Origin of the sequence: Ruegeria profundi (genome assembly GCF_020171505.1) — a bacterium.
GTDB classification, from domain to species: domain Bacteria; phylum Pseudomonadota; class Alphaproteobacteria; order Rhodobacterales; family Rhodobacteraceae; genus Ruegeria; species Ruegeria profundi.
The window spans coordinates 1-20,037 of the sequence record NZ_JAIUZS010000012.1; the positions used below are offsets into that span (position 1 = coordinate 1).

The following is a 20,037-nucleotide window of genomic DNA, read 5'->3' on the forward strand; positions in this document are numbered from 1 at the left end:
ATGCCTCGCTCGTGCAGCAGATCTTCGATATTCCGAAGCGAGAGCGGAAACCGAACACACAGCATCACCGCAAGGCGGATGATCTAGGAACTGGTTTTAAAGTATTTGAAAGAGGCGGGCCTGATTATGGGCAAAAACTACGCAACCGCCCTACCCGCCTCAACCCTAGTTCCTCTAACATGACCGCTAAGGATCAAAGCTGTGCCCAGAGTAATTAGAACCGGGTTGAGCGACATGATTGCCGCGGCATTTGCCAAGACGTGTAGCGCCTATCTGGTCATCAGTACTTTATCGGCCGTTTATTCCTCAACTCGGTTCTTCAAAAATAGGTCATTTCGCGCTGAATGACGTTCTTTTTTTCTTCACGCCATGCTGCTAATGGATTTGGCGGATTTGTTGCATCCGCGAAAAGGCGGCCAAACGGCACTTACGGTACGGGCTCAAAGCAGTCATCTGAGTCTTTCAGTCAGATGACTGCTTAGGAACGGATAGCGATCATTGTTGGTGGTCATTCCGAGAATTTTCGCATGAAGGTCTGCATTAAGAACGGCAGCGGACGTTTGCAGAAATCTGCTGCAAGGCAGAGTTGCGGGGCAAAACCGTCGTTCGAATTAATTGACTTTGAACCATCCCATCATCCCACTCGCCTGATGCGACAGCATATGGCAGTGGATCATCCATTTGCCAGGATTATCCGCGACGAATGCAATCTCCACCGTTTCGTCCGCCTGTATGAGGACCGTATCGCGCACGTCTTTGTGGGGATCGGGTACGCTGTTGCGCGACAAAAGAGTGAAGTGGTGCCCGTGGACGTGTATGCCGTGCGGGAAGGCCGAGCGATTGGCCAACTCCATGCGCACTGTTCGACCAAGGCGTGCTTCAAACATTGGTTCGCCCATGCCGTGGGCGACCCCGTTGAATGCCCATGCCATGCCGCGAGATGTCAGTTCGCGAAAATCCATTTTCTCGCCCTGATATGTGGCTTCAACCATTCCCCGCATGGCGCCCCCTTCCATCAGCAGGGGCTGGTTTTGCGCAGTCGCGAGGTCAAGTTTTGGTAGCGTTTTCCAAGATGGCAATGGTCTGACATCTTCTCCTGAACGCTGCACCGGTTCGCCCTCAATATTGAATGAGGCAAACTCCACCTGATTTCCTCTCCCAGTGCCGAGCACGAGATTGGTCATTTCTGTGGATGTCACCGGTGCGTCAACGACGATATCGGCCCGCTGTGCTGGCGCCAATTCCAATACTTCGAGCTTGCGCGGTGCAACAGGATGACCGTCCAAAGCGACGAGGGTCGAGGACAGGCCAGGTAAGCTGATTGGCATGATCCGGTCGGTTGCGACATTGATCATCCTCAGGCGCACACGCTCAGCAGGGCGAAGAGAGAACCCTGGGAATGACTGTCCGTTTACCGTCCCTGTGTTACCCATTCTTCCCGCATGAGCCGCTGCATGGAGTTCGTCCCATCTACCTTCGACGATTGATCCATCTTCGTTAAGTAGCCAATCATCAAGCACCAGCGTAAGTTCACGGGTTGCTGCACCGGGCAGGCCCAGCCATGGCTCAACATCTTCCACGATTAGTGGTCCGGCAAGTCCACGTGCGACCTGCTCCCGGCTTCGGTTGTGGGAGTGATACCAATACGTCCCCGGGTCTGGACAAACAAAATCATAGTCGAATGTACCACCGGTCGGCACGGGATCTTGGGTCAATGGTGCCGCCCCGTCCATCGCATTGTCGATCCGGATACCATGCCAGTGCACCGCTGTAGATTGCGGCAGTTCGTTCAGAAGCCTTCGCGTCACCCGTTCGCCTGCTTTCACGCGTATCTCAGGTCCTGGAACGGATCCCGCACCCTTCTGAGCATAGGCCCATACATCCGTTCGTGGAAATCCTTCAGGGGTGAGTTGCGCCGTTGATGTCGTTGCCCGAAGGACCGCCTGAGTTCCGTCGGCATGGCTGCGCTTCGGTAGCAAGGGAGCTGCTCCAAGAGCGGAAAGACAAGTTACAAACGAGCGACGTGAAAGCGATGTCATAAGCCTACTCTTCTTAAAGGTTCACAGGCGGAGTGGTTACAGAAGTAAGTGTTGCTGTCGAAATCAGTATCAAGAGGACGAAGAAGCCCTCAATCTTAATTGAACGGCGCAACTTGGACGCGGCATGTTCGTCGCCATTTTCTAGTGACGGAACGAGCTTAAACTTGTTCAGAGCAGCAAGGCTCAGCAAACCGGAAAAGAAGATCATCTTAGTCAGAAGTGTCCAACCGTAGGCGGTGGAGAACAACCCATTCACTGATCCCGTCATCAACCACGCGAATGTTAACCCAACAATCACAAGAGCCGGGACGGTCCCGCTCGCTACGACACCAAAACGGTGCAAGAGAATGCCCGCAAATTCCAACCGTGCCGCTTGATGAAGAGGTGCCAAAGCCGCAATCCAAAAACCGGCAGTCAGTAGATGGACTGACAACAACCCGACAAGCAACCAACGCGGATAACTCAGCGAATGGCCGACTTGCGTGTACGAGACCGCGATCAAAACAGACCCAATCAAAGCGGTGAGAGAAGCAACATTGCCGCCAAGAGCGATTGCCAGAACGAGCAAGGTGCCAAGGCCTCTCAGAACCGCTGCCGATCCAAGCGGGCTTTCCCAGATCAACCCCAGCATCATCGTGTCGGTCATGCCATCCATGCCCATGCCGGAAATACGCGCGGACCGAATACCAAAGCGCAAAGCGATGAGCGCGACACAGAGAAAAGCCGCTGCGATTGCGATGCTGCGGGCAACACGCAGCACGTCCTTGTGCGCCTCCCGGAATGTCACAATGAACAGCGGCCCACCAAGTGCCAGCAACGCGGTGCCATACTCCAGTGCCTTCGCAAGTATGGCGGCGATTGCCCATGCATCTATTGGAGCCAAGCCCGTCACGATCAGCCTACCTCACTCGGCGACCGTAAAGCTGAACGATCCCTGCATGGGGTGTCCATCCGCCGCCAGCCCGCGCCAATCGAACTGATAGACACCTGCACCCATTGCGCCTTCCGGCGTCGCACGGAACTCGGTCACCGGATCGAGGCCGGTCTCCCGCACGATAGCAACATCGCCATTCGGACCTTTCAGCGATATGGCTGTTACGTGCATCGGATCGTCAAACCGAATTTCAATTACCTCTACGGTCTCGACCGTCGTGTTTTTGCCCGGCGTGGTTTGCTCTGCTTTAGAATGACCAAACACGCTGGTTGGCAGCAGAAGCAGTGCGGCGATTGCCGTTGATTTTAGTCTCATCGCCTTTCCTCCATTTCATCATGGCGCGCCCGAATGTGCGGCGGCCAGGTTGACTTGATATAGCTCAGAACGGCGATGATTTCGTCGTCCGAGAGTATGCCCTCATACGCTGGCATATTGGTCGCGTAGCTTGGGTCACCAATTACTTCTGCCGGACCATACTTGGTCAGGCGAAACAGCAATTCACCATCATGGTGCCATGTATGTCCGGTGGCATCATGCGGCGGCGCCCGCAGGCGGCCATCCTCATCGCGGACTTGCCAGTCTTCTTCGCCTTCGAGATTGGCACCGTGGCACGACGCGCAATTTTGTTCATAAACCTCCGCTCCATGACTAACGACGGATGCATCATTAGGTTTGAGGACAACGCCACCAGCGTTTGAAAGCCCGGTGGCGAAGTAGACGAGCGCGGCACCGATCAGAAATACCGCGCCAGATATCAGCGCCCGCCTCACGCTCATTGACCTACACTGTAGTAAACCTGATTGTCAGAGGCTTCTCCGCCGAACGCAAAAACATCATACCGTACAGTTGGATCAGTCCCCATGCCAGGTGAGCCGTACGGCATGCCGGGCACGGCGATACCTTTAACGTTCGGGCGCTCGGACAGCAGTTTGCGAATAGCTTCAAACGGAACATGCCCTTCGACTACATATCCGTCGATGGTAGCGGTGTGACATGCCCACATGTTTCCGGGGACACCACCTTCCAGCTTGGCGCTGGTCACATCCGCCGTGTCGGTCACTTCAACTTCAAATCCTTCTTCGCGGGCCAGCGAAACCCAAGCGCCGCAACAACCGCACGTCGGGCTTTTGACAACGTGCATCTTCCCATAATCTGTCAGGGCTGTGGTGTCGTCTGCGTGGGTATACCCGGTCCAAGTCATAGTTAAGAAGCTCAGCATCAGTACACCAACTGCCGCACGTCCGAGTGTTCTGCTAGTTTTAATCATAGTCGTGTTCCTCACGGAATAAGAACGACAGGGCTTTGCCCGTCGTGATGCAATCCAAGAATTGGGGAATACGCCCGCTTGGGGCGTAGCTGCATCAGGCGCTTCGCGGTGGATCGAGAGGTCCTGCGAGTTCAACACCATCCGGCACAATGCCATTTTCTGCGGAAATATCCGACGAGACTTCCGGCAATGGCTCGCCGTCTGCCGGAGCAGGAAGGAGACCCGCAAAAATATGGCAATCCGGAGAGTTGTCATTGTGATCCGTGCAGCAATGCTCGTGTGCACTGGAGTGTGTATCTGGCACACTCACGTGAAGCTCGTTTTCCATAAGCCCATGCGCGCCCGCCATCGCACTGGTATGAGCGATGGAGAAAAAGAGGGACAGGATCATAAATAGGCGAAGAAAGCGCATGGGTACCAATTTACCCAGCGCGAGCTATCGATTGCAAGCAACAACAATGGAGCGCGACTGTCAGGTACTAGTTTGTGTGCGCATCTTGGCCTCTCGCCATCAAGCCGAAGAAACCGAGACCTTTGATCCGCGCGACGACGGCTGTGTCTTCGCTGGTTACCGTCAGTTCAACGCCCTGTTTGCTTTCCTGCACTGAAACGGCCCAGCGATAATCGCGCGCCTACTGGCCAGCATGTGCCGGTACCATCCGTCTCAATGAAGCAAGCGTCTCTGCATCGCCCGTGACCGATACACGAAGCCCGTCTAGCAGTGAGGTCTCGGTAACGATCGATCCGATTAAAAGCCTGTCCATGTCAACGAGGTGTTCGCATAAGCCAGACAAATCGACTTTTGTCCAATCCGTTTCCGGTTCCGCCTCAAGAACACGCACAACCTCTGCCAAGGCCCCAAATGTGCATTGGCCCGGTTCCTTCAATCCGGCACCGCCGTGCATTTGCATGTGCATGTGCGTTTTGTGTTTCTTCGAACTGCCCCTAGTGTTGGAGGGTTGGGTATCTGTGCATCTACAATCGGTCCAGACCAAGGGGCTTAGCCACTTGATGTGTTCGTTCAGTGCGTAAAAGGCCGCCAAGGACTCGACCCGGTCATTTGTTCAATCGCGACAAATGTCTGCTCTGTAGACGCAGCTTCTGTTTGTTGGAAGTGATTACAGCAGGCTTCGCCGATGGCTGATTACTATCTCATTGAATTGACACGGAGTGATGATCTAGGATTATGGACAGATGAGCAAAGTTCAACGCCCTCCGAAGCCCCGACCACGCCCCTATTCTCCCAATCCCGATCGCTATGAGCAAATGGTCTATCGCCGTTGCGGCCGATCTGGCATCAAGCTGCCAGCGATAAGCCTTGGGCTATGGCACAACTTCGGTGAGGATACGCCGCACCAAACAAAGCGCGATCTTTGCCGGACTGCTTTTGACCTGGGTATAACGCACTTTGATTTGGCAAATAACTATGGCCCGCCCCCGGGATCGGCGGAAGAGGCGTTCGGCGAAATTCTGAAAACTGATTTCGCAGGCTATCGAGACGAACTCATCATATCTACCAAGGCCGGCTATGACATGTGGCCAGGCCCTTACGGGGAGTGGGGATCACGGAAGTATCTCGTGGCCTCATGTGACCAGTCGCTCAAGCGGATGGGGCTCGACTACGCAGATATCTTTTATTCCCACCGTTTTGATCCGGATACCCCACTGGAAGAGACTATGGGAGCCTTGGACTATATCGTGCGCTCCGGGCGCGCACTTTACGTCGGGATTTCAAGCTACAACTCGCAAAGAACACGCGAAGCGCTTGCCATCTTGAATGACCTTGGCACGCCGTGCCTGATCCATCAGCCTTCCTACAACCTGCTCAACCGCTGGGTTGAACACGACGGGCTGTTGGACACCCTCGATGAAATGGGCGTCGGATCGATCGCGTTCACGCCTCTTGCACAGGGTATTTTGACATCAAAGTATTTGAACGAAATTCCTGCAGGCAGTCGGGCGACCCAAGGAAAGTCGCTCTTGGACGGCATGATCAACGAACGTTCACTGGCGAGTGTCCGGGCTCTAAACGACATGGCGGCGTCGCGCGGTCAATCATTGGCACAGATGGCGCTCGCTTGGGTCTTGAAAGGCGGTCGGGTAACGACCGCGCTTATTGGCGCTTCGCGACCCGAGCAAATCGTGGATTGCGTCGGTGCAGTCGAAAACATGGAATTTACCGACGCGGAACTCTCAAGGATTGATGAAGTCAGTTCGGAAGAGGACATCAATTTATGGGCGCGATCCTCCGAAACTGAGTAGCAGTGATGTCGACGTTTTTTGGTGCGAGCAGGCTTTTTGCACAATAGCATGTCATTTCCGCTTTGACACCTCTATGTCGGCTTACGGCAGAAGCGGACGTTGGCTTCAAGGGCGACTAAGTCCGAGTTGCGGACAAACCTGCCGTTTGCTTTCATTCAAAGCGAGCTCAGCGCGGGTTGCTCGCAGGGTCCTGCCTGAATATCGTCGAAAAACACGTGCGCACTGTCGGTCAGCGAACTTCACAAGAGCATTCACGCGTCTTCCACAGAAGCAAGTCTCATAAGGATGGCAAGAACAGTGCCATGTTTGGGAAAATGATCAGCAGAACGACCAGTAGGATCGAGCAGAAAATAAACGGGAATGCCGACGTATAGATTTCGCGCATCGTGGTGCCGGGCGGCGCGACGCCTTTCATCACAAACAGCAGCAACCCAAATGGTGGTGTGGTGAAGCTGATCTCGAGCGAAAGCAACATGATCAGACCGAACCAGATCGGATCAAACCCGAGCGTCTGCGCCAGTGGAAAGAAGATTGGCACGGTCAGCAACATGATCGAGATCTGCTCCATGAACATGCCAAGAAGCAGCAAGACAGCGAACATCACCGTCAGCATGGCCAGTGGGGCAAGTTCAAACGCGATGGCCCAATTCACCAATCCCCGAGACGCTCCGGAAAATGCCAATAACTGGCTGAACGTGGCCGAGCCAAAGACAATCAAATAGGCCATCAACGTGACCTTTAGGGCGCCGATGACCGACTTTTTGATCGCCTCCCACGATAGGCAGCGAAACATGGCAGCCAGGATCAACACGCCCAATGCGCCAAACGCTGCTGCCTCGGATGGCGTAACAAAGCCTTGAATCATCAAGATGATAATCACGACCATGACGCCAACCATCGGCACGACCTCAGTCATGAGCAGTTTCAAGCGGTATGCCAATGACCTCGGCTCGACGTCGTAGGCTGGCGCTGCGTCGGGATCCAGCCGGGTCTGAAGCCAGATCGTGCCAATATAGAACAAGGCGAGTATCAAACCGGGAATTACTCCGGCTATCAGCAAGGCTGCGACGTCTATCTGTGCGAGTGTGGCAAGAAGAACGGCAAGCGCCGAGGGTGGGATGATGATCGCCAAGCCACCCGTTCCCAAAATTGGTCCAATGCTCATATACGATTTGTAACCGCGGCGGTTCATTTCCGGCACCATAAGCGACCCTAAAAGCGCGGTTGAGCCCATAGACGACCCTGACAAGGTTGAAAACGCGGTACCGCCCAGAACGGTCACATAACTCAGCCGTCCCGGCAGGCGGCCCAGCAATTTGTCTATTGCGCTGAACATGCGCCCGCCCAACCCGGTGTGGAAGAATATCTCGCCCATCAACAGGAACAACGGGATTGGCATCAGCGCGTATTTGGTCAGTGCGCCCAGCCCGTTGTTGAGAAGTTGCGTGATACCTCGCTCACCCCCCATGAAAACCCACGCGCCCAGAATGTTGGCCGCCAGAAAAGCCAGCGCCACGGGCATTCCGATGGCCATCAGGAACACTATTGACCCAAGCAGCAGGGCAAGCGCTTCGTACCACTCCATTATTCGTGTATCCCTGCTTCTCCGCTGTGCATCAGCTCAGGCCCGAAGACAAAGCGCGAAAACTCGATCGCCATCATTCCAAACGATAGCGGAAAGGCGATAGTCAGCATCCATCGGGGGAAATAGTAAGCGCGGGTGTCGTAGTCCCCGCGCTCGATATTTGTCAGGACCAGATCAGCCCCTTGCCAGGCGAGGATCATGCAGACCAACACGCAGGCGGCTGCCACTGTTCTGCTGACAATCCGGCGCAAACCAACTGGCAACGCGGCCGTCACCAGTTCGATGTGGACGTGGCCCTTTTCCCGAACCAGCCAAGGCGCACCCAGCATGGTCATGTACAAAAGCCCGTATTCAGCGGATGTAAACAGCCATGCAAAGGGTTGCAGCCCGGCATTTCGCATCAGAACTGACGTGATGACGGATAGCATCAGCCAAACCAGCAAAAGGCCAGCGACAATGGCCATACCAAACAGCACTGCGTCATAGGTCCTTTTCATCATCCCGCCTGCTCTGCCCCGAAAAGTGATAGGCCCGTCAGTCTGGAACGGGCCTGTCAGTGGTCTTAGTTCGCAGCGTCGAGATCGTAGAACAGCTCGATCAGGCGATCATAGTTATCGGTGCCGCCGGGCTGCTCGGCCATCAGGCCTTTCATACGCTCCCATGTCTTTTCGCGGGCCGCCGCAAGGTAGTTCGCCTTTGCCTCACCTTCCAGGCTAACAACCGTCATGCCTGCTGCGTCAAGGGCCGCAAAGTCTTCGTCGCGTTTGCTGCGCAGGGCTTCAACACTGTCCTTTTCGTGTTGGATCGCCACATCTTGCAGGATCGTGCGCGCCTCTTCAGACAGCGAATTCCAGCGGTCGAGGTTCACGATTACGCCGAGATCGGTCGAGAAGAAGCATGGCTCAATGCGGTAGTTCAGGAACTCGTTCCATTTCAGGTCGATCAGGCCAATCTGAGTCCAGCCGGTCGCATCAACAACACCACGTTGCAGGGCCGAATACACCTCACCTGTGGGCAGGTCGATCACTTGCGCACCAAGATAGTTGGTGAAGAAAGCGTTGTAGACGTTGTTGCCGCGCAGTTTCAGCCCTTCAACTTCCAGATTGCCGTCGGCATCAAAACTAGGCTCGTTGCGGGTCCAAAGGTTGTAGCAGACGCCACTATCGAACCAGCCGAGGTATTTCAGGCCCATTTTGTCCTGGTGAATCTGATCGATCAGTTCCGTTCCGCCATTTTCGCGCGTTTCAATCGCGGTCAGATTCGACGCGACCATCGCGTCTTTCTCGGGCAGCGCGCCACCGTAGAAGGAGCCTGGAGTGTAAACCATGTCAACAATTCCGTCGCGCACCGCATCGGGCTGTTGGAACATGCCAATGGCTTCCGGCCCGCCGCGTACGTCGATCTGAATGACCCCTTTGCCCGCTTCGTTAACTTTTTCGACAAAGTCCAGAAAACTCTGCGTATAGATCAGCGTTTCGGGAAAGGCGTGCACCGCCGAGATCGTTTCTTCGGCTTTGGCCGTTCCGGCGACGATCACGGCCCCTGCCATGAGGCCAGCCAATGCGTTCATCTTCATATTTAATCCTCCACTTGTTTCAGGGGCATTTTCCTGGCTTCCCCTAATTTCAGGTCTCTTGACCCGTGTTGCGTCGTCTTTGCGCGACGTGTCCTAATCCGGTTTGTTCGGCCAGGCCCAAGGGGCGGCCCGGTTGCGGTTGTCCCTATGAGCGTTGATTGCCTGCGTATGCTGCTGGGTCAGGTCGATGTCGTCCCAGCCGTTGATCAGTTTCACACGCCATCCTTCGTCCAGCTCAAAGGTCGCTGTTATATCCCCAATGGTTAGTCGGTTCTCGGTCAGATCAATCGAAGCAAGGACTGGGGCATCTTTCAGCGCATGCTGTAGCTGCGTCACCTTCTCGGCATCCACTCGCGCGGGTAGCAGGCCGTTATTGATGGCATTGTTGGCGAAGATGTCACCAAAACTGGGTGCGATGACCGCACGAATGCCTGCGTCGACCAGTGCATAAACCGCCGCCTCACGTGACGATCCGCTGCCAAAGTTATGTCCGGCAACCAGTATGCTGATCCCCTCGTGGCGGTTCAGCGGGAAGTCTGCTTTCAGCTGTTCATCATCGTCCCGCCGCATGTCGTGCAGAAGGTACCGGCCATACCCCTCGCTGCGCGGGACAGACATGAAACGCGCCGGGATAAGCTGATCCGTGTCGATATTGTCGATCGCCAGTGCTAGGGCGTGCCCCTTTTGAATGCTCCACCCAGCCATCACGCTGCCCTGCCCTGCAAAAGCGGCCTGACATCCGTGATTGTCCCTGTCACGGCCGCTGCGGCGACCATCGCCGGGGACATCAGATGCGTTCGCGCGCCGCGTCCCTGGCGTCCACGGAAATTGCGGTTGGTCGAGGATGCGCAGCGTTTGCCTTCGGCCACAACATCTCCGTTCATGCCAACGCACATAGAGCAACCTGACGCGGCCCACTCCAACCCGGCATCTTGGAATATCCTGTCCAACCCTTCGGCTTCGGCCTGTGCCTTTACCCGCGCCGAACCCGGCGCGACAAGCCCCGGCACGCGCGCCCGACGTCCCGACAAAACCAAAGCAGCCTCGCGAAGATCTTCAATACGCCCATTCGTGCACGAGCCGATAAAGACCTGATCCACCGGGATACCGTCCAAAGGCTGCCCCGGTCTCAACGCCATGTATTCCAATGCTTCGCGCGCCGAATTGGACTTGGCTGGATCGGTGGGGTCTGGACTGGGAATGCTGGCCGTTATGGGCAGGGCCTGTTCCGGGCTGGTGCCCCACGTAACAGTCGGCGCAATGTCAGCTGCTCTCAGCGTAACCTCGCAGTCGAAAACGGCCCCTTCGTCCGTGATCAGGCCTCGCCACGCCTTTTGGGCGCTCTGTAGGTCTGCGCCCGAAGGCGCGTATTCACGCCCCTTAAGGTAGGCAAGCGTTACCTCATCCGGTGCCACCATGCCAAACCGCGCCCCACCTTCGATTGAGAGGTTGCACAGCGTCATGCGCCCCTCCATCGACAGATCCCGGATTGTCTGACCTGCATACTCAATCGCGTGGCCCTGCGCACCGCCGCTGCCCAATTGCGCGATCCAGTTGAGGGCAATGTCCTTGGCCGTAACGCCGAACCCCAAACGACCTTCGACGTTAATGCGCATTGCCTTGGGTTTTCGCTGCCAAACCGTCTGTGTCGCCAACACATGCGCTACCTCTGTCGCCCCAATCCCGAAAGCCAACGCGCCAAATGCCCCGTGAGTGGATGTGTGGCTATCCCCGCAATTGATAAGTAGCCCGGGCAAAGTCAGCCCCAACTCGGGCCCTATCACGTGAACAATGCCCTGCGACGGATCACTGAGATCGAAAATTCTGAGGTTGTGGTGCGACGCATTGCTTCGCAAAGTTTCGATCATTCGGGCGATTTTTGGATCGGCAATCCTGGTCCGGTCGCGTGTGGGCGCGTAATGATCTGCCACCGCAAAGGTGAGGCCCGGTTCCGCCACGGGTAAGCCGCGCTCTGCCAGCTTGGCAAAGGCATGATGCGACCCTTCATGCACAAAGTGTCGATCGACCCAAAGCAACGAAACACCATCCTCGCGCCTCAGAACCTCGTGCGAGGCCCAGAGTTTGTCGAGCATGGTGCGCGGTGCGCTCATTTCCCAGTCTCCTCGCTGCGTCCAATCGCAGGTTCCCAATGCCGGGCCGAACCGGTTCCCACGCGCGCCAAAGGCATTTCGAGCCGAAACATGTCAGAGCGATAGAGGCCGGAGAGATACTCAACCCCATTGCCTTCGACGTCCCGAACGATCCGCTTCAACGATAACAACGCCGAACCGACTGCAACGCCCAATGCCTCGGCCACATCAGGCCCCGCCAAAGTTGCGGAAACGGTCTGATGTGCCTCTTCAATTTGCACACCGCTGCGCTCCAGAAGTTTGAACAGCGGTGTCGTGGCGAGGTCGCTTTCCGAGTAGTTCTGCGCAATCGAAGCGGGAACGTAAGTCGTCAGATGTGAAAACGGCACATCATCAGTCAGGCGCACTCGCGTTGCGATCTGCACCTGCTGGTCGCTCGGCAGCCCCATGGCCGACGCCACCACCTCCGGAGCCTTGCCGTACGAAAAGGACAATAGCCGCGCGGCAGTGCTTTGCCCCATTTCAACCAGCTGCGGCATAAGCGTGTTGAAATCCATCGCCGCAGGTGCCCCAAGGGTAGATCGGCCGGAAACCCGGGTGCCGCTGCCTGCTTGACGTTCGATCAGGCCATTTCGTGAAAGCGCGTCCAGCGCCCGCCTTATGGTCACGCGTGAGACGCTGAACTTCTCGGCCAGCCGCTGCTCACCGGGCAGGGTTTCCCCTGCCGAAAGCTGTCCTTCGGTGATTTGATCATGCAGATGCAGGTAGACGCGTTGCGCCTTAGTCCCGTCCGGAAGATTGGCCGCGTTGATCTTGTTCACCCGTTGATTCCCCTTTCACAGCCCTTTCAATCGTAAAACCGGAACTTGGAAAATCAAGCTTTAGTATTATTGCTTCTCTAAAAATAGTCTTACAATTATCTAACAACCTGTATTACAGATAATACAATAACCGGAGGAGCTTTTGCATGCCGATCGTCGAATTGCATGTGATCGAGGGCTATAGCGCGCAAGAAAAACAACGACTTGGCGTGGCGCTTACCAATGCTGTGCGATTCGTAGTGCCTGCTACGCCAGAGCTTGTGACGGTCGTGATCCACGATATTTCCGACCAGAACTACTATCGCGGCGGCAAGACCAGACTGCCAGCTCGGGCCAAACAGGACCCCGAACACATCGTGCGGGCCTTTTTGTCTGAAATGAGTGACCGCGCGTTTGAAAGCGCGCGCAAAAGGCTCAGTTCGGACTTCGTGATGCAATTTCCCGGAACCGCGCCTATGCGTGATCTGGAGGATCTCAGGAGTTGGGCGGCAAACCGGTATAGCCGGATCGCGAAAACCTACGAGGGGTTCGACGCCATGCAAAGCGATGGCGACGCTGCGATCGTTTATTGCCGGGGTACGTTGTCCGGTGAATGGACCGATGGTTCACCCTTCAACGGCATCCGCTTCATTGACAGGTTCGAGATTCAGAATGATCTGATCACACGTCAGGATGTCTGGAACGATATTGCAGAAACAAGGGCACAGGCATGAGCGAGATTGACCCGATTACCCTATCTGTTCTTGCAGGTCGTATGGAACAGATCGCCGACGAAATGGATGCAACCCTGTTTCGGGCAGCCTTCAACCCGATCATTGCCGAGGCGCATGACGCCAGTCACGGTCTGTATTCCGCAACGACGGGCGACACACTGGTTCAGGGCAAATCCGGATTGCCGATCTTTGTGGGTGTGATGTCTTTTGCCGTGAAAGCGGTGATCGAAAAGGTCGCAGCGGACGGGCATCTGGAAGACGGCGATATCTATATCTTCAACGATGCGCATATCGGCGGCACACACTTGTCTGACATGCGCCTGGTGCGTCCCTATTTCCGCGATGGCAAGTTGTTCTGCTATCTCGCGTCAGTTGGGCACTGGCATGACGTCGGCGGTGCGGTGCCCGGAAACTATAACCCGGCTGCGACCGAAGTTTTCCAGGAAGCCTTTGTTCTGCCGCCGGTAAAATTGGCGCGTAAAGGTGAGGTTAATCAGGACATAATCGACATTCTGCTGCGCAATACCCGTCTGCCTCAATCGGCGATGGGGGACTTGAACGGGCAACTAGGTGCTCTGGATCTTGGGGTTCGGAGGATGGACGAATTGCTGGACGAATACGAAGCTGAAACAATCTCAGCCGCTCTTCAGGCGCTCAGCGATCGGGCCGAGGTGCTTATGCGGTCCGAGTTGCAGGAATTGCCGGACGGTCGCTGGGAGGCCGAAGATTTCCTAGACAATGACGGTATCACCGATGACCCGCTTCGCATCAAACTGACGCTTGAGATCAAGGGCGATCAAATGGTGCTGGATTTCACAGGCTCATCCCCGCAATGCGCCGGGCCTGTGAACATCGCCCTGCCCACCACCGTTGCAACGGCCTATGTGGCCATAAAACACGTCTTTCCGGCGTTGCCTGCCAACGCTGGCGTGATGCGCCCCATCGAAGTAATCGTGCCCGAAGACAGCCTGTTGTCAGCCGAGTTCCCTGCCCCAACCGGTGGATACACGGAAACTATTTTGCGAATGATCGATGTCGTGTTTTCAGCCTTTGCCAACGCTGCACCGGATCGTGTTGTCGCCAATGCCTACGGTACGATCAATGCGCTTTCCATCGCCGGGAAACGCTCGAACGGACAGCCATGGGTGATGTTCAGCTTTTACGGCGGGGGCCACGGCGGCTCGATCGAAAGCGACGGGCTGAACCACGGTAACGCTCCGATCTCGACGGCGACGATCCCGCCGATGGAAATTCTTGAAGCCGCCTATCCTGTCATGTTCCGTCAGTGGGCTCTACGTCCCGACAGCGCAGGTGCGGGTGCGCATCGGGGCGGGCTTGGCGCTGTCTACGAAATTGAAGTCCTAGAGGAAAACGGCGCCCAAGCGTTTCTGTTCGGCGAACGCGGCAAGTTCCCTCCCAAGGGTATCGCCCATGGTGGTGACGGAGCGATGAACGTCTTCACTTATGAACAAGACGATGGGTGGAAGGCGCCGCCTCTTGTTTCAAAAATGAGAGGGATCAATTTGAAGCAAGGACAAGCGGTTCGCCTTGAGACACCCGGCGGCGGCGGCTACGGCTCTGCGGGTAGCCGCGCCCCTGAAGCGATCGCCAAGGATGTGGCGCGCGGGCTTGTGAGTGCTGAACAGGCGGACCAGGTCTACGGCACCACATGGCGGGAGGCTAAGCCATGACCGGACGTATGATCGGCGTGGACGTGGGGGGCACGTTCACGGATGTTTTTGTCCTAAACGAAGCGGACGGAAGCGCGTCCGTCGCCAAGGTTCCCACCACGCGCCCGGACCAGTCGGGTGGATTTCTTGACGGGATTGGGCGCGAGGTTGACGACCTGTCCGAGATCTCAGTTGTGGTACACGGCACCACCGCGGGCACAAATGCTCTGCTGGAACGCAAAGGGGCCAGAACGGGCGTGATCTGCACTGCAGGTCTGCGGGACGTGTTAGAGATGCGCCGAAGGGACCGGCCGCGCACCTGGGGACTGCGCGGTGATTTCGAACCGGTTGTGGACCGTCGCGACAGGTTGGAGGTGCCGGAACGCACGCTGGCGGATGGCACCATTCGCACACCGGTCGATTTGGTCGCCGTTCGCGGAGCAGCAGAGCACTTGCGAGATCAAGGATGCGAAGCCATCGCGATCCTGTTCGCCAATGCCTATGCCAACCCGGAAAACGAAGCTGCCGCCGTTGCCGCCGTCCGCGAAATTTGGCCAAACCCTCATGTTTCGGCCTCGTCAGAAATTCTGCCGGAAATCCGTGAATTCGAACGGTTCTCGACCACAGCGCTGAACGCCTATCTGCAGCCCGAAGTCTCGGGCTATTTGACCCGCCTTGAAAACGCCTTGCAATCCGGCGGATTCGATGGCGAGTTCATGGTTGTGCAATCCAATGGCGGCGTCATGGGGGTCGATACAGCATCCCGCCTACCGGTGCGTACGGCGCTGTCTGGTCCGGCTGCGGGAGTGATAGCTGCGGGCTATATCGCGCAATCCGCTGGCTTCGACAACGTGATCACTGGGGACATGGGCGGCACCAGCTTTGATGTTTCGCTGATCTCACAGGGGCAAACGATGTTGTCGGCCCAGACCTCCATCGATTTTGGGATGGTTGTACGCAACCCAATGATCGAAATAACGACCATTGGCGCAGGCGGGGGGTCGATTGCCTGGGTCGATAAGGGCGGATTGTTGAACATCGGCCCTGAAAGCGCTGGATCAAATCCCGGCCCGGTCGCCTACGGTCTGGGCAATGATCGCCCGACGGTAACGGATGCCAATGTCGTGCTGGGTCGAATCGATCCGAACAACCCGATTGGTGGCAAACTGGAAAGGCTGGACGTGGAGGCTGCTGGAAAAGCTATTGATGTCCACGTCGGCGAACCTCTGGGTTTATCCAGACTTCAGGCGGCCGAGGCCATCCTGCGCGTCGCCAATTCCCGCATGGCCGGAGCGATCCGCCTTGTAAGTATCGAGCGCGGCTTTGACCCCAAACGTTTTGCCTTCATGCCGTTCGGCGGTGGCGGAGCTTTGCATGCCGGGGCAATGCTGGCCGAAGTGGGGATCGCCCGCGCGATCATTCCGCGTTACCCCGGTGTCACCTCAGCATTGGGCTGTGTGATCGCCGACATGCGGCAAGATTTCGTACAGACGATCAACACACTAGTCACGCAGTTGGACAAAGCTGCTTTGGGCGCATTCATGCAAGAGCACGTGGATCAGGGTATGGCGCTGCTTGACGCATCGCGGACCACCTTCGACAAGCGTGAGATTTCATTCGAGCTGGACATGGCCTATGTGGGTCAAACGCATACCGTACCGGTGCCGCTGACCGTCACGATGACAAACGGTAAGGTTACAGCGCCAAGCAAAACCGACATCGAACAGGCCTTTGATACGGCTTACAACGCCACCTATGGAAGACTGCTGAAAAACGGCGTGCGACGCATATTGAACCTGCGCAGCGCTGTAACGGGCAAGCGACCGAAATTCGATCTTTCTTCTCTTGCTCCGGCAACGGAAGGCAGTGTCGCGCCCGCGTCGACGCGGAAAGTTCATTTCGGACACGCTTGGCATGACACAGCCATTTACGATCGCTTGTCGTTGCCGGTCGGCGCGGCAATCAAAGGTCCGGCCATTCTGACCCAGCCTGACACGACTGTCCTGATCGAGCCAGATTTTCAAGGGCGCGTGGACTCCTTTGGCAACACGATCATCGAACCACAGGAGGAGGGCTGAATGAGCGAACCAGAAACCTGGGACCCGCGCAAGACGGCGCTGCTGACCATCGATCTTCAGAACGACTTTATCCATCCTGAAGGTGCCTATGGCCGGGCCGGCCAGTCGGCCCAAGAAATTGCTGCTCTTCCCGAACGCATCGCCCCTCTGGCACGAAAGTTGCAAGCCGCGGGTGGGCGTTATTTTTCAGCGCAGTTCACACTTGTACCCGACCACGATGGCGAGCCATTGATTGCACCGCACCTGAAAAAACTGCGCCCGTTCCTGACCAAAGGCGACTTTGCGCCGGGCGCGTTTGGCCATAGTCTGGTCGACACGCTGAAACCCTGCGATTTCGTCATCGAAAAGGTTGCCTACTCGGCTTTTTACCAAACACGTCTGGAATATCTGATACGCGCCTTGGGCATCGAAAATCTGATTGTCGGCGGTATCGTGACCAATGGTGGAGTTGCTTCGACTCTGCGCGACGCGCATCTGCGAGATATCGATACCGTTCTGCTGACAGACGGATGCGCCGCCTTTCGGCAAGAGGTTCATGATGCGACGCTTCTGTCACTGGGCACCGTCACGCACCAGCGAAAGTGCGATCAGATGTTGAACTGGCTGGAGGGAGCCAAATGAGTCTTAAATCCCGCCTGACAAAGAAAGAAATTCTCGTCGCACCGGGAGTGTATGACGGTTTGACGGCTGCGCTGGCTGAAAAAGCTGGATTCGAGGCGCTGTATTTGAGCGGCGCCGCCGTAGCTTACACGCGACTAGGTCGCCCCGATATCGGATTGTCCACGGCGTCCGAGATGGCAGACACGATGACGCTGATCGCTGATCGAGTCTCATTACCCGTTATCATCGACGCCGACACCGGCTTTGGGAACGCATTGAACGCCCAGCGAACCATGCGGCTATATGAACGTGCCGGTGCATCCGCGCTACAAGTCGAAGATCAGACCTTTCCGAAACGCTGCGGACATTTGTCGGACAAGTCTTTGATCCCCTCGCAGGAAATGGCTGGAAAGATCGCGGCGATGGCTGACGCGCGCGCCAGCAGTGACACGCTGATTATAGCCCGAACGGACGCCATCGCCGTTGAGGGGTTCAACGCTGCTATCGAGCGCGCTGAAACCTATATGGAGGCTGGTGCTGATGTTCTTTTTCTCGAAGCTCCGCAAAGCCGCGAACAACTGACGTCCATCGCGGGCCGATTTGCCCCGCGCGTCCCCCTTTTGGCGAATATGGTCGAAGGCGGCGCGACCCCGATACTTGGCGCTGACGATCTGGAGGCACAGGGTTATTCTATCGTCATTTTCCCTGGCGGGATCGTTCGGGCTTTGGCCAAAACTGCTCAGGCATACTATCAGAGCCTGGCAGAAAACGGCTCGAACAAGCCCTTCGCACAGAACATGTTCGATTTCGGCGGTCTGAACGAAGTCATTGGAACCTCCGATATGCTGAATGCCGGGGCCCGCTATGATGACACCCAAGGTTGAGGATGTTCCACCGGATCGGTTCGATCTGAAGATTGGCACACTGATCATCGGCGCGGGGGCTTGCGGTCTGGTCGCCGCCCTGTCGGCTTCTGAGGCAGGACAGGACGTGCTGGTCGTCGAGGCCGAACCTTATCCCAGCGGCTCGACCGCTTTATCTGCTGGGCTGATCCCTGCTGCGGACACAAAGATTCAGCAGGCCGCTGGGATCACGGACGATGCTGCACTCTTTGCCAGCGATATCCAGTCGAAGGCCCACAGCGAGAACGAGCAAGAACTGGTCGATCTGTTGACCAGTAATGCCGCCGAAGTCATCGACTGGCTTTCTGAACGCCACGCCCTGCCCTTTTCGGTTGTTACGGATTTCGACTACCCCGGTCACTCGCGCCGTCGGATGCACGGGCTGCCGACACGCTCGGGGCAAGAGTTGATCGACGCACTCCGCAGCGCCTGCGAGCGTGAAGGTTTGGACATCATCTGCAATCGCCGCGCGACAACGCTGTATCGCGATCAAGACCAAATCTTGGGTGTTGCCGTGACCGGCCCGGATGCAACCGTCGAAACCATTGCCTGCGACCGCCTTATCCTTGCTTGCAACGGTTTTGGTGGCAATCGCGCCCTTGTGTCCGAGCACATGCCGCAAATCGAAGATGCGCTCTGGTTCGGGCATAGCGGTAACCGGGGTGAGGCCGTTCTGTGGGCAGAGGGGCTGGGTGCCGGGCTGCAAAATCTGGGGGCCTACCAAGGCCACGGCAATGTCGCGCATCCACATGGAATCCTGATAACCTGGGCAGTGATTACCGAAGGCGGCATACAGGTGAACCGCGACGGTCATCGTTTCTGGGACGAGTCGCAAGGCTATTCTGAGGCCGCCCGTGCGGTGCTGGCGCAGCCCGGTGGAGAGGCCTTCGCCATCTTCGACGGCCGCATTGCCGCGATCGCACGCCAGTTCCAGGATTTCAAGCGCGCGGAAGAGACAGGCGCGATCCGGTCCGCTGAGACAATAGCAGACCTTTCGAACGCACTGGGCCTGCCATCTGTGGCTTTGGAGCAAACCATTCGAGAAATTCCTGTAGGTGGCACGGATCAATTCGGCAGGTCTTTCAACCCGCCACTCTTGGCACCACCTTTCATGGGCGTCCGCGTCACAGGTGCCCTGTTCCACACCCAAGGCGGTTTGTGCGTCGATTCCTCTGCGCGCGTCCTTAAGGAGGACGGTATCGCATTCACCAACCTTTATGCAGGCGGCGGCGCGGCCGCTGGTGTTTCGGGCAAGGGGGACAGCGGGTATCTTTCAGGAAATGGCTTACTGAGTGCCGTTGTGCTGGGTCGCATAGCAGGGCGTGGTGCTTGATATCAAATTTGGTTACCGTCAGACAATTTCCAACCGATCTCACCTAGGCCAGTAGAGCCACCCTTTATGCCAGAACAAGTTCGCGTCATTCGGCGAGAGCGACGGAGCGCGTTGGCTTGCCCTCCTCAACCCATGTTCTTCTGACAAGACCAAATAAATGAATTAGA

General features: G+C 56.7%; 20 protein-coding genes and 1 pseudogene. 8 read left to right on the forward strand and 13 right to left on the reverse strand.

Annotated features, from left to right (window positions below):
• From LCM21_RS20090 to LCM21_RS20120, 7 genes and pseudogenes are all read right to left on the reverse strand, one after another.
• Nucleotides 1-134 (reverse strand): annotated as a pseudogene (locus LCM21_RS20090) (IS6 family transposase); the annotation flags it as partial.
• 477 nt (nt 135-611) lie between these two features.
• Nucleotides 612-2,039: a multicopper oxidase family protein gene (locus LCM21_RS20095; RefSeq protein ID WP_224892159.1), complete on the reverse strand. Its 1,428-nt coding sequence runs from the start codon at nt 2,037-2,039 to the stop codon at nt 612-614.
• A 13-nt stretch (nt 2,040-2,052) separates the two neighbouring features.
• Entirely contained in the window at nt 2,053-2,931 is an 879-nt protein-coding gene (locus LCM21_RS20100; RefSeq protein WP_224892160.1) for a copper resistance D family protein, read from the reverse strand.
• A 12-nt stretch (nt 2,932-2,943) separates the two neighbouring features.
• Nucleotides 2,944-3,288: a copper resistance CopC family protein gene (locus tag LCM21_RS20105; protein WP_224892161.1), complete on the reverse strand. Its 345-nt coding sequence runs from the start codon at nt 3,286-3,288 to the stop codon at nt 2,944-2,946.
• The gene (locus LCM21_RS20110; protein WP_263619076.1) at nt 3,285-3,749 is read right to left on the reverse strand and encodes a c-type cytochrome; all 465 of its coding nucleotides are present in this window, start codon (nt 3,747-3,749) and stop codon (nt 3,285-3,287) included. Before LCM21_RS20110 ends, LCM21_RS20105 begins: the two co-directional genes overlap by 4 nt.
• The gene (locus tag LCM21_RS20115; RefSeq protein ID WP_224892162.1) at nt 3,746-4,240 is read right to left on the reverse strand and encodes a DUF411 domain-containing protein; all 495 of its coding nucleotides are present in this window, start codon (nt 4,238-4,240) and stop codon (nt 3,746-3,748) included. Before LCM21_RS20115 ends, LCM21_RS20110 begins: the two co-directional genes overlap by 4 nt.
• A gap of 94 nt (nt 4,241-4,334) precedes the next feature.
• Nucleotides 4,335-4,652 carry a hypothetical protein gene (locus LCM21_RS20120; RefSeq protein WP_224892163.1) on the reverse strand — a complete coding sequence of 106 codons (318 nt, stop codon included), beginning with the start codon at nt 4,650-4,652 and terminating at the stop codon, nt 4,335-4,337.
• Between LCM21_RS20120 and LCM21_RS20125 the strand changes: the two genes are divergently transcribed.
• Nucleotides 4,651-4,848: a hypothetical protein gene (locus LCM21_RS20125; RefSeq protein WP_224892164.1), complete on the forward strand. Its 198-nt coding sequence runs from the start codon at nt 4,651-4,653 to the stop codon at nt 4,846-4,848. The genes LCM21_RS20120 and LCM21_RS20125 overlap by 2 nt on opposite strands.
• A gap of 586 nt (nt 4,849-5,434) precedes the next feature.
• Nucleotides 5,435-6,502: an L-glyceraldehyde 3-phosphate reductase gene (gene mgrA / locus LCM21_RS20130; protein ID WP_224892165.1), complete on the forward strand. Its 1,068-nt coding sequence runs from the start codon at nt 5,435-5,437 to the stop codon at nt 6,500-6,502.
• 277 nt (nt 6,503-6,779) lie between these two features.
• Here mgrA and LCM21_RS20135 read toward each other — a convergent pair whose 3' ends face one another.
• The 6 genes from LCM21_RS20135 to LCM21_RS20160 form a co-directional block, all read right to left on the reverse strand.
• Nucleotides 6,780-8,087, reverse strand: a complete 1,308-nt coding sequence (locus LCM21_RS20135) for a TRAP transporter large permease (protein WP_224892166.1) — start codon at nt 8,085-8,087, stop codon at nt 6,780-6,782.
• Nucleotides 8,087-8,587, reverse strand: coding sequence for a TRAP transporter small permease (locus LCM21_RS20140; RefSeq protein WP_224892167.1), 501 nt, complete (start codon nt 8,585-8,587; stop codon nt 8,087-8,089). Before LCM21_RS20140 ends, LCM21_RS20135 begins: the two co-directional genes overlap by 1 nt.
• Before the next feature lie 62 nt (nt 8,588-8,649).
• Nucleotides 8,650-9,657: a TRAP transporter substrate-binding protein DctP gene (gene dctP, locus LCM21_RS20145; RefSeq protein ID WP_224892202.1), complete on the reverse strand. Its 1,008-nt coding sequence runs from the start codon at nt 9,655-9,657 to the stop codon at nt 8,650-8,652.
• Between the two features lie 99 nt (nt 9,658-9,756).
• Nucleotides 9,757-10,368, reverse strand: coding sequence for a 3-isopropylmalate dehydratase small subunit (gene leuD / locus LCM21_RS20150; protein WP_224892168.1), 612 nt, complete (start codon nt 10,366-10,368; stop codon nt 9,757-9,759).
• Complete coding sequence (gene leuC, locus LCM21_RS20155; RefSeq protein ID WP_224892169.1) at nt 10,368-11,774, reverse strand: 3-isopropylmalate dehydratase large subunit; 1,407 nt, start codon at nt 11,772-11,774, stop codon at nt 10,368-10,370. Before leuC ends, leuD begins: the two co-directional genes overlap by 1 nt.
• A complete protein-coding gene (locus tag LCM21_RS20160) occupies nt 11,771-12,574 on the reverse strand; it encodes a GntR family transcriptional regulator (RefSeq protein WP_068341278.1) in 804 nt (267 codons plus the stop codon). Before LCM21_RS20160 ends, leuC begins: the two co-directional genes overlap by 4 nt.
• A 146-nt stretch (nt 12,575-12,720) precedes the next feature.
• Between LCM21_RS20160 and LCM21_RS20165 the strand changes: the two genes are divergently transcribed.
• From LCM21_RS20165 to LCM21_RS20190, 6 genes are read left to right on the forward strand one after another with little or no spacing between them, the layout of a single operon-like run.
• Nucleotides 12,721-13,287, forward strand: coding sequence for a tautomerase family protein (locus LCM21_RS20165; RefSeq protein ID WP_224892170.1), 567 nt, complete (start codon nt 12,721-12,723; stop codon nt 13,285-13,287).
• On the forward strand, nt 13,284-14,978 hold the full coding sequence (locus LCM21_RS20170; RefSeq protein ID WP_224892171.1) for a hydantoinase B/oxoprolinase family protein: 1,695 nt from the start codon (nt 13,284-13,286) through the stop codon (nt 14,976-14,978). The genes LCM21_RS20165 and LCM21_RS20170 overlap by 4 nt, the downstream gene beginning before the upstream one ends.
• Nucleotides 14,975-17,035 carry a hydantoinase/oxoprolinase family protein gene (locus tag LCM21_RS20175; protein ID WP_224892172.1) on the forward strand — a complete coding sequence of 687 codons (2,061 nt, stop codon included), beginning with the start codon at nt 14,975-14,977 and terminating at the stop codon, nt 17,033-17,035. Before LCM21_RS20170 ends, LCM21_RS20175 begins: the two co-directional genes overlap by 4 nt.
• Complete coding sequence (locus tag LCM21_RS20180; RefSeq protein WP_224892173.1) at nt 17,036-17,656, forward strand: cysteine hydrolase family protein; 621 nt, start codon at nt 17,036-17,038, stop codon at nt 17,654-17,656. It begins immediately after the preceding gene.
• Complete coding sequence (locus LCM21_RS20185; protein ID WP_224892174.1) at nt 17,653-18,519, forward strand: isocitrate lyase/PEP mutase family protein; 867 nt, start codon at nt 17,653-17,655, stop codon at nt 18,517-18,519. Before LCM21_RS20180 ends, LCM21_RS20185 begins: the two co-directional genes overlap by 4 nt.
• A complete protein-coding gene (locus LCM21_RS20190) occupies nt 18,500-19,870 on the forward strand; it encodes an FAD-dependent oxidoreductase (RefSeq protein ID WP_404818141.1) in 1,371 nt (456 codons plus the stop codon). Before LCM21_RS20185 ends, LCM21_RS20190 begins: the two co-directional genes overlap by 20 nt.
• The last annotated feature ends 167 nt before the right edge of the window (nt 19,871-20,037 follow it).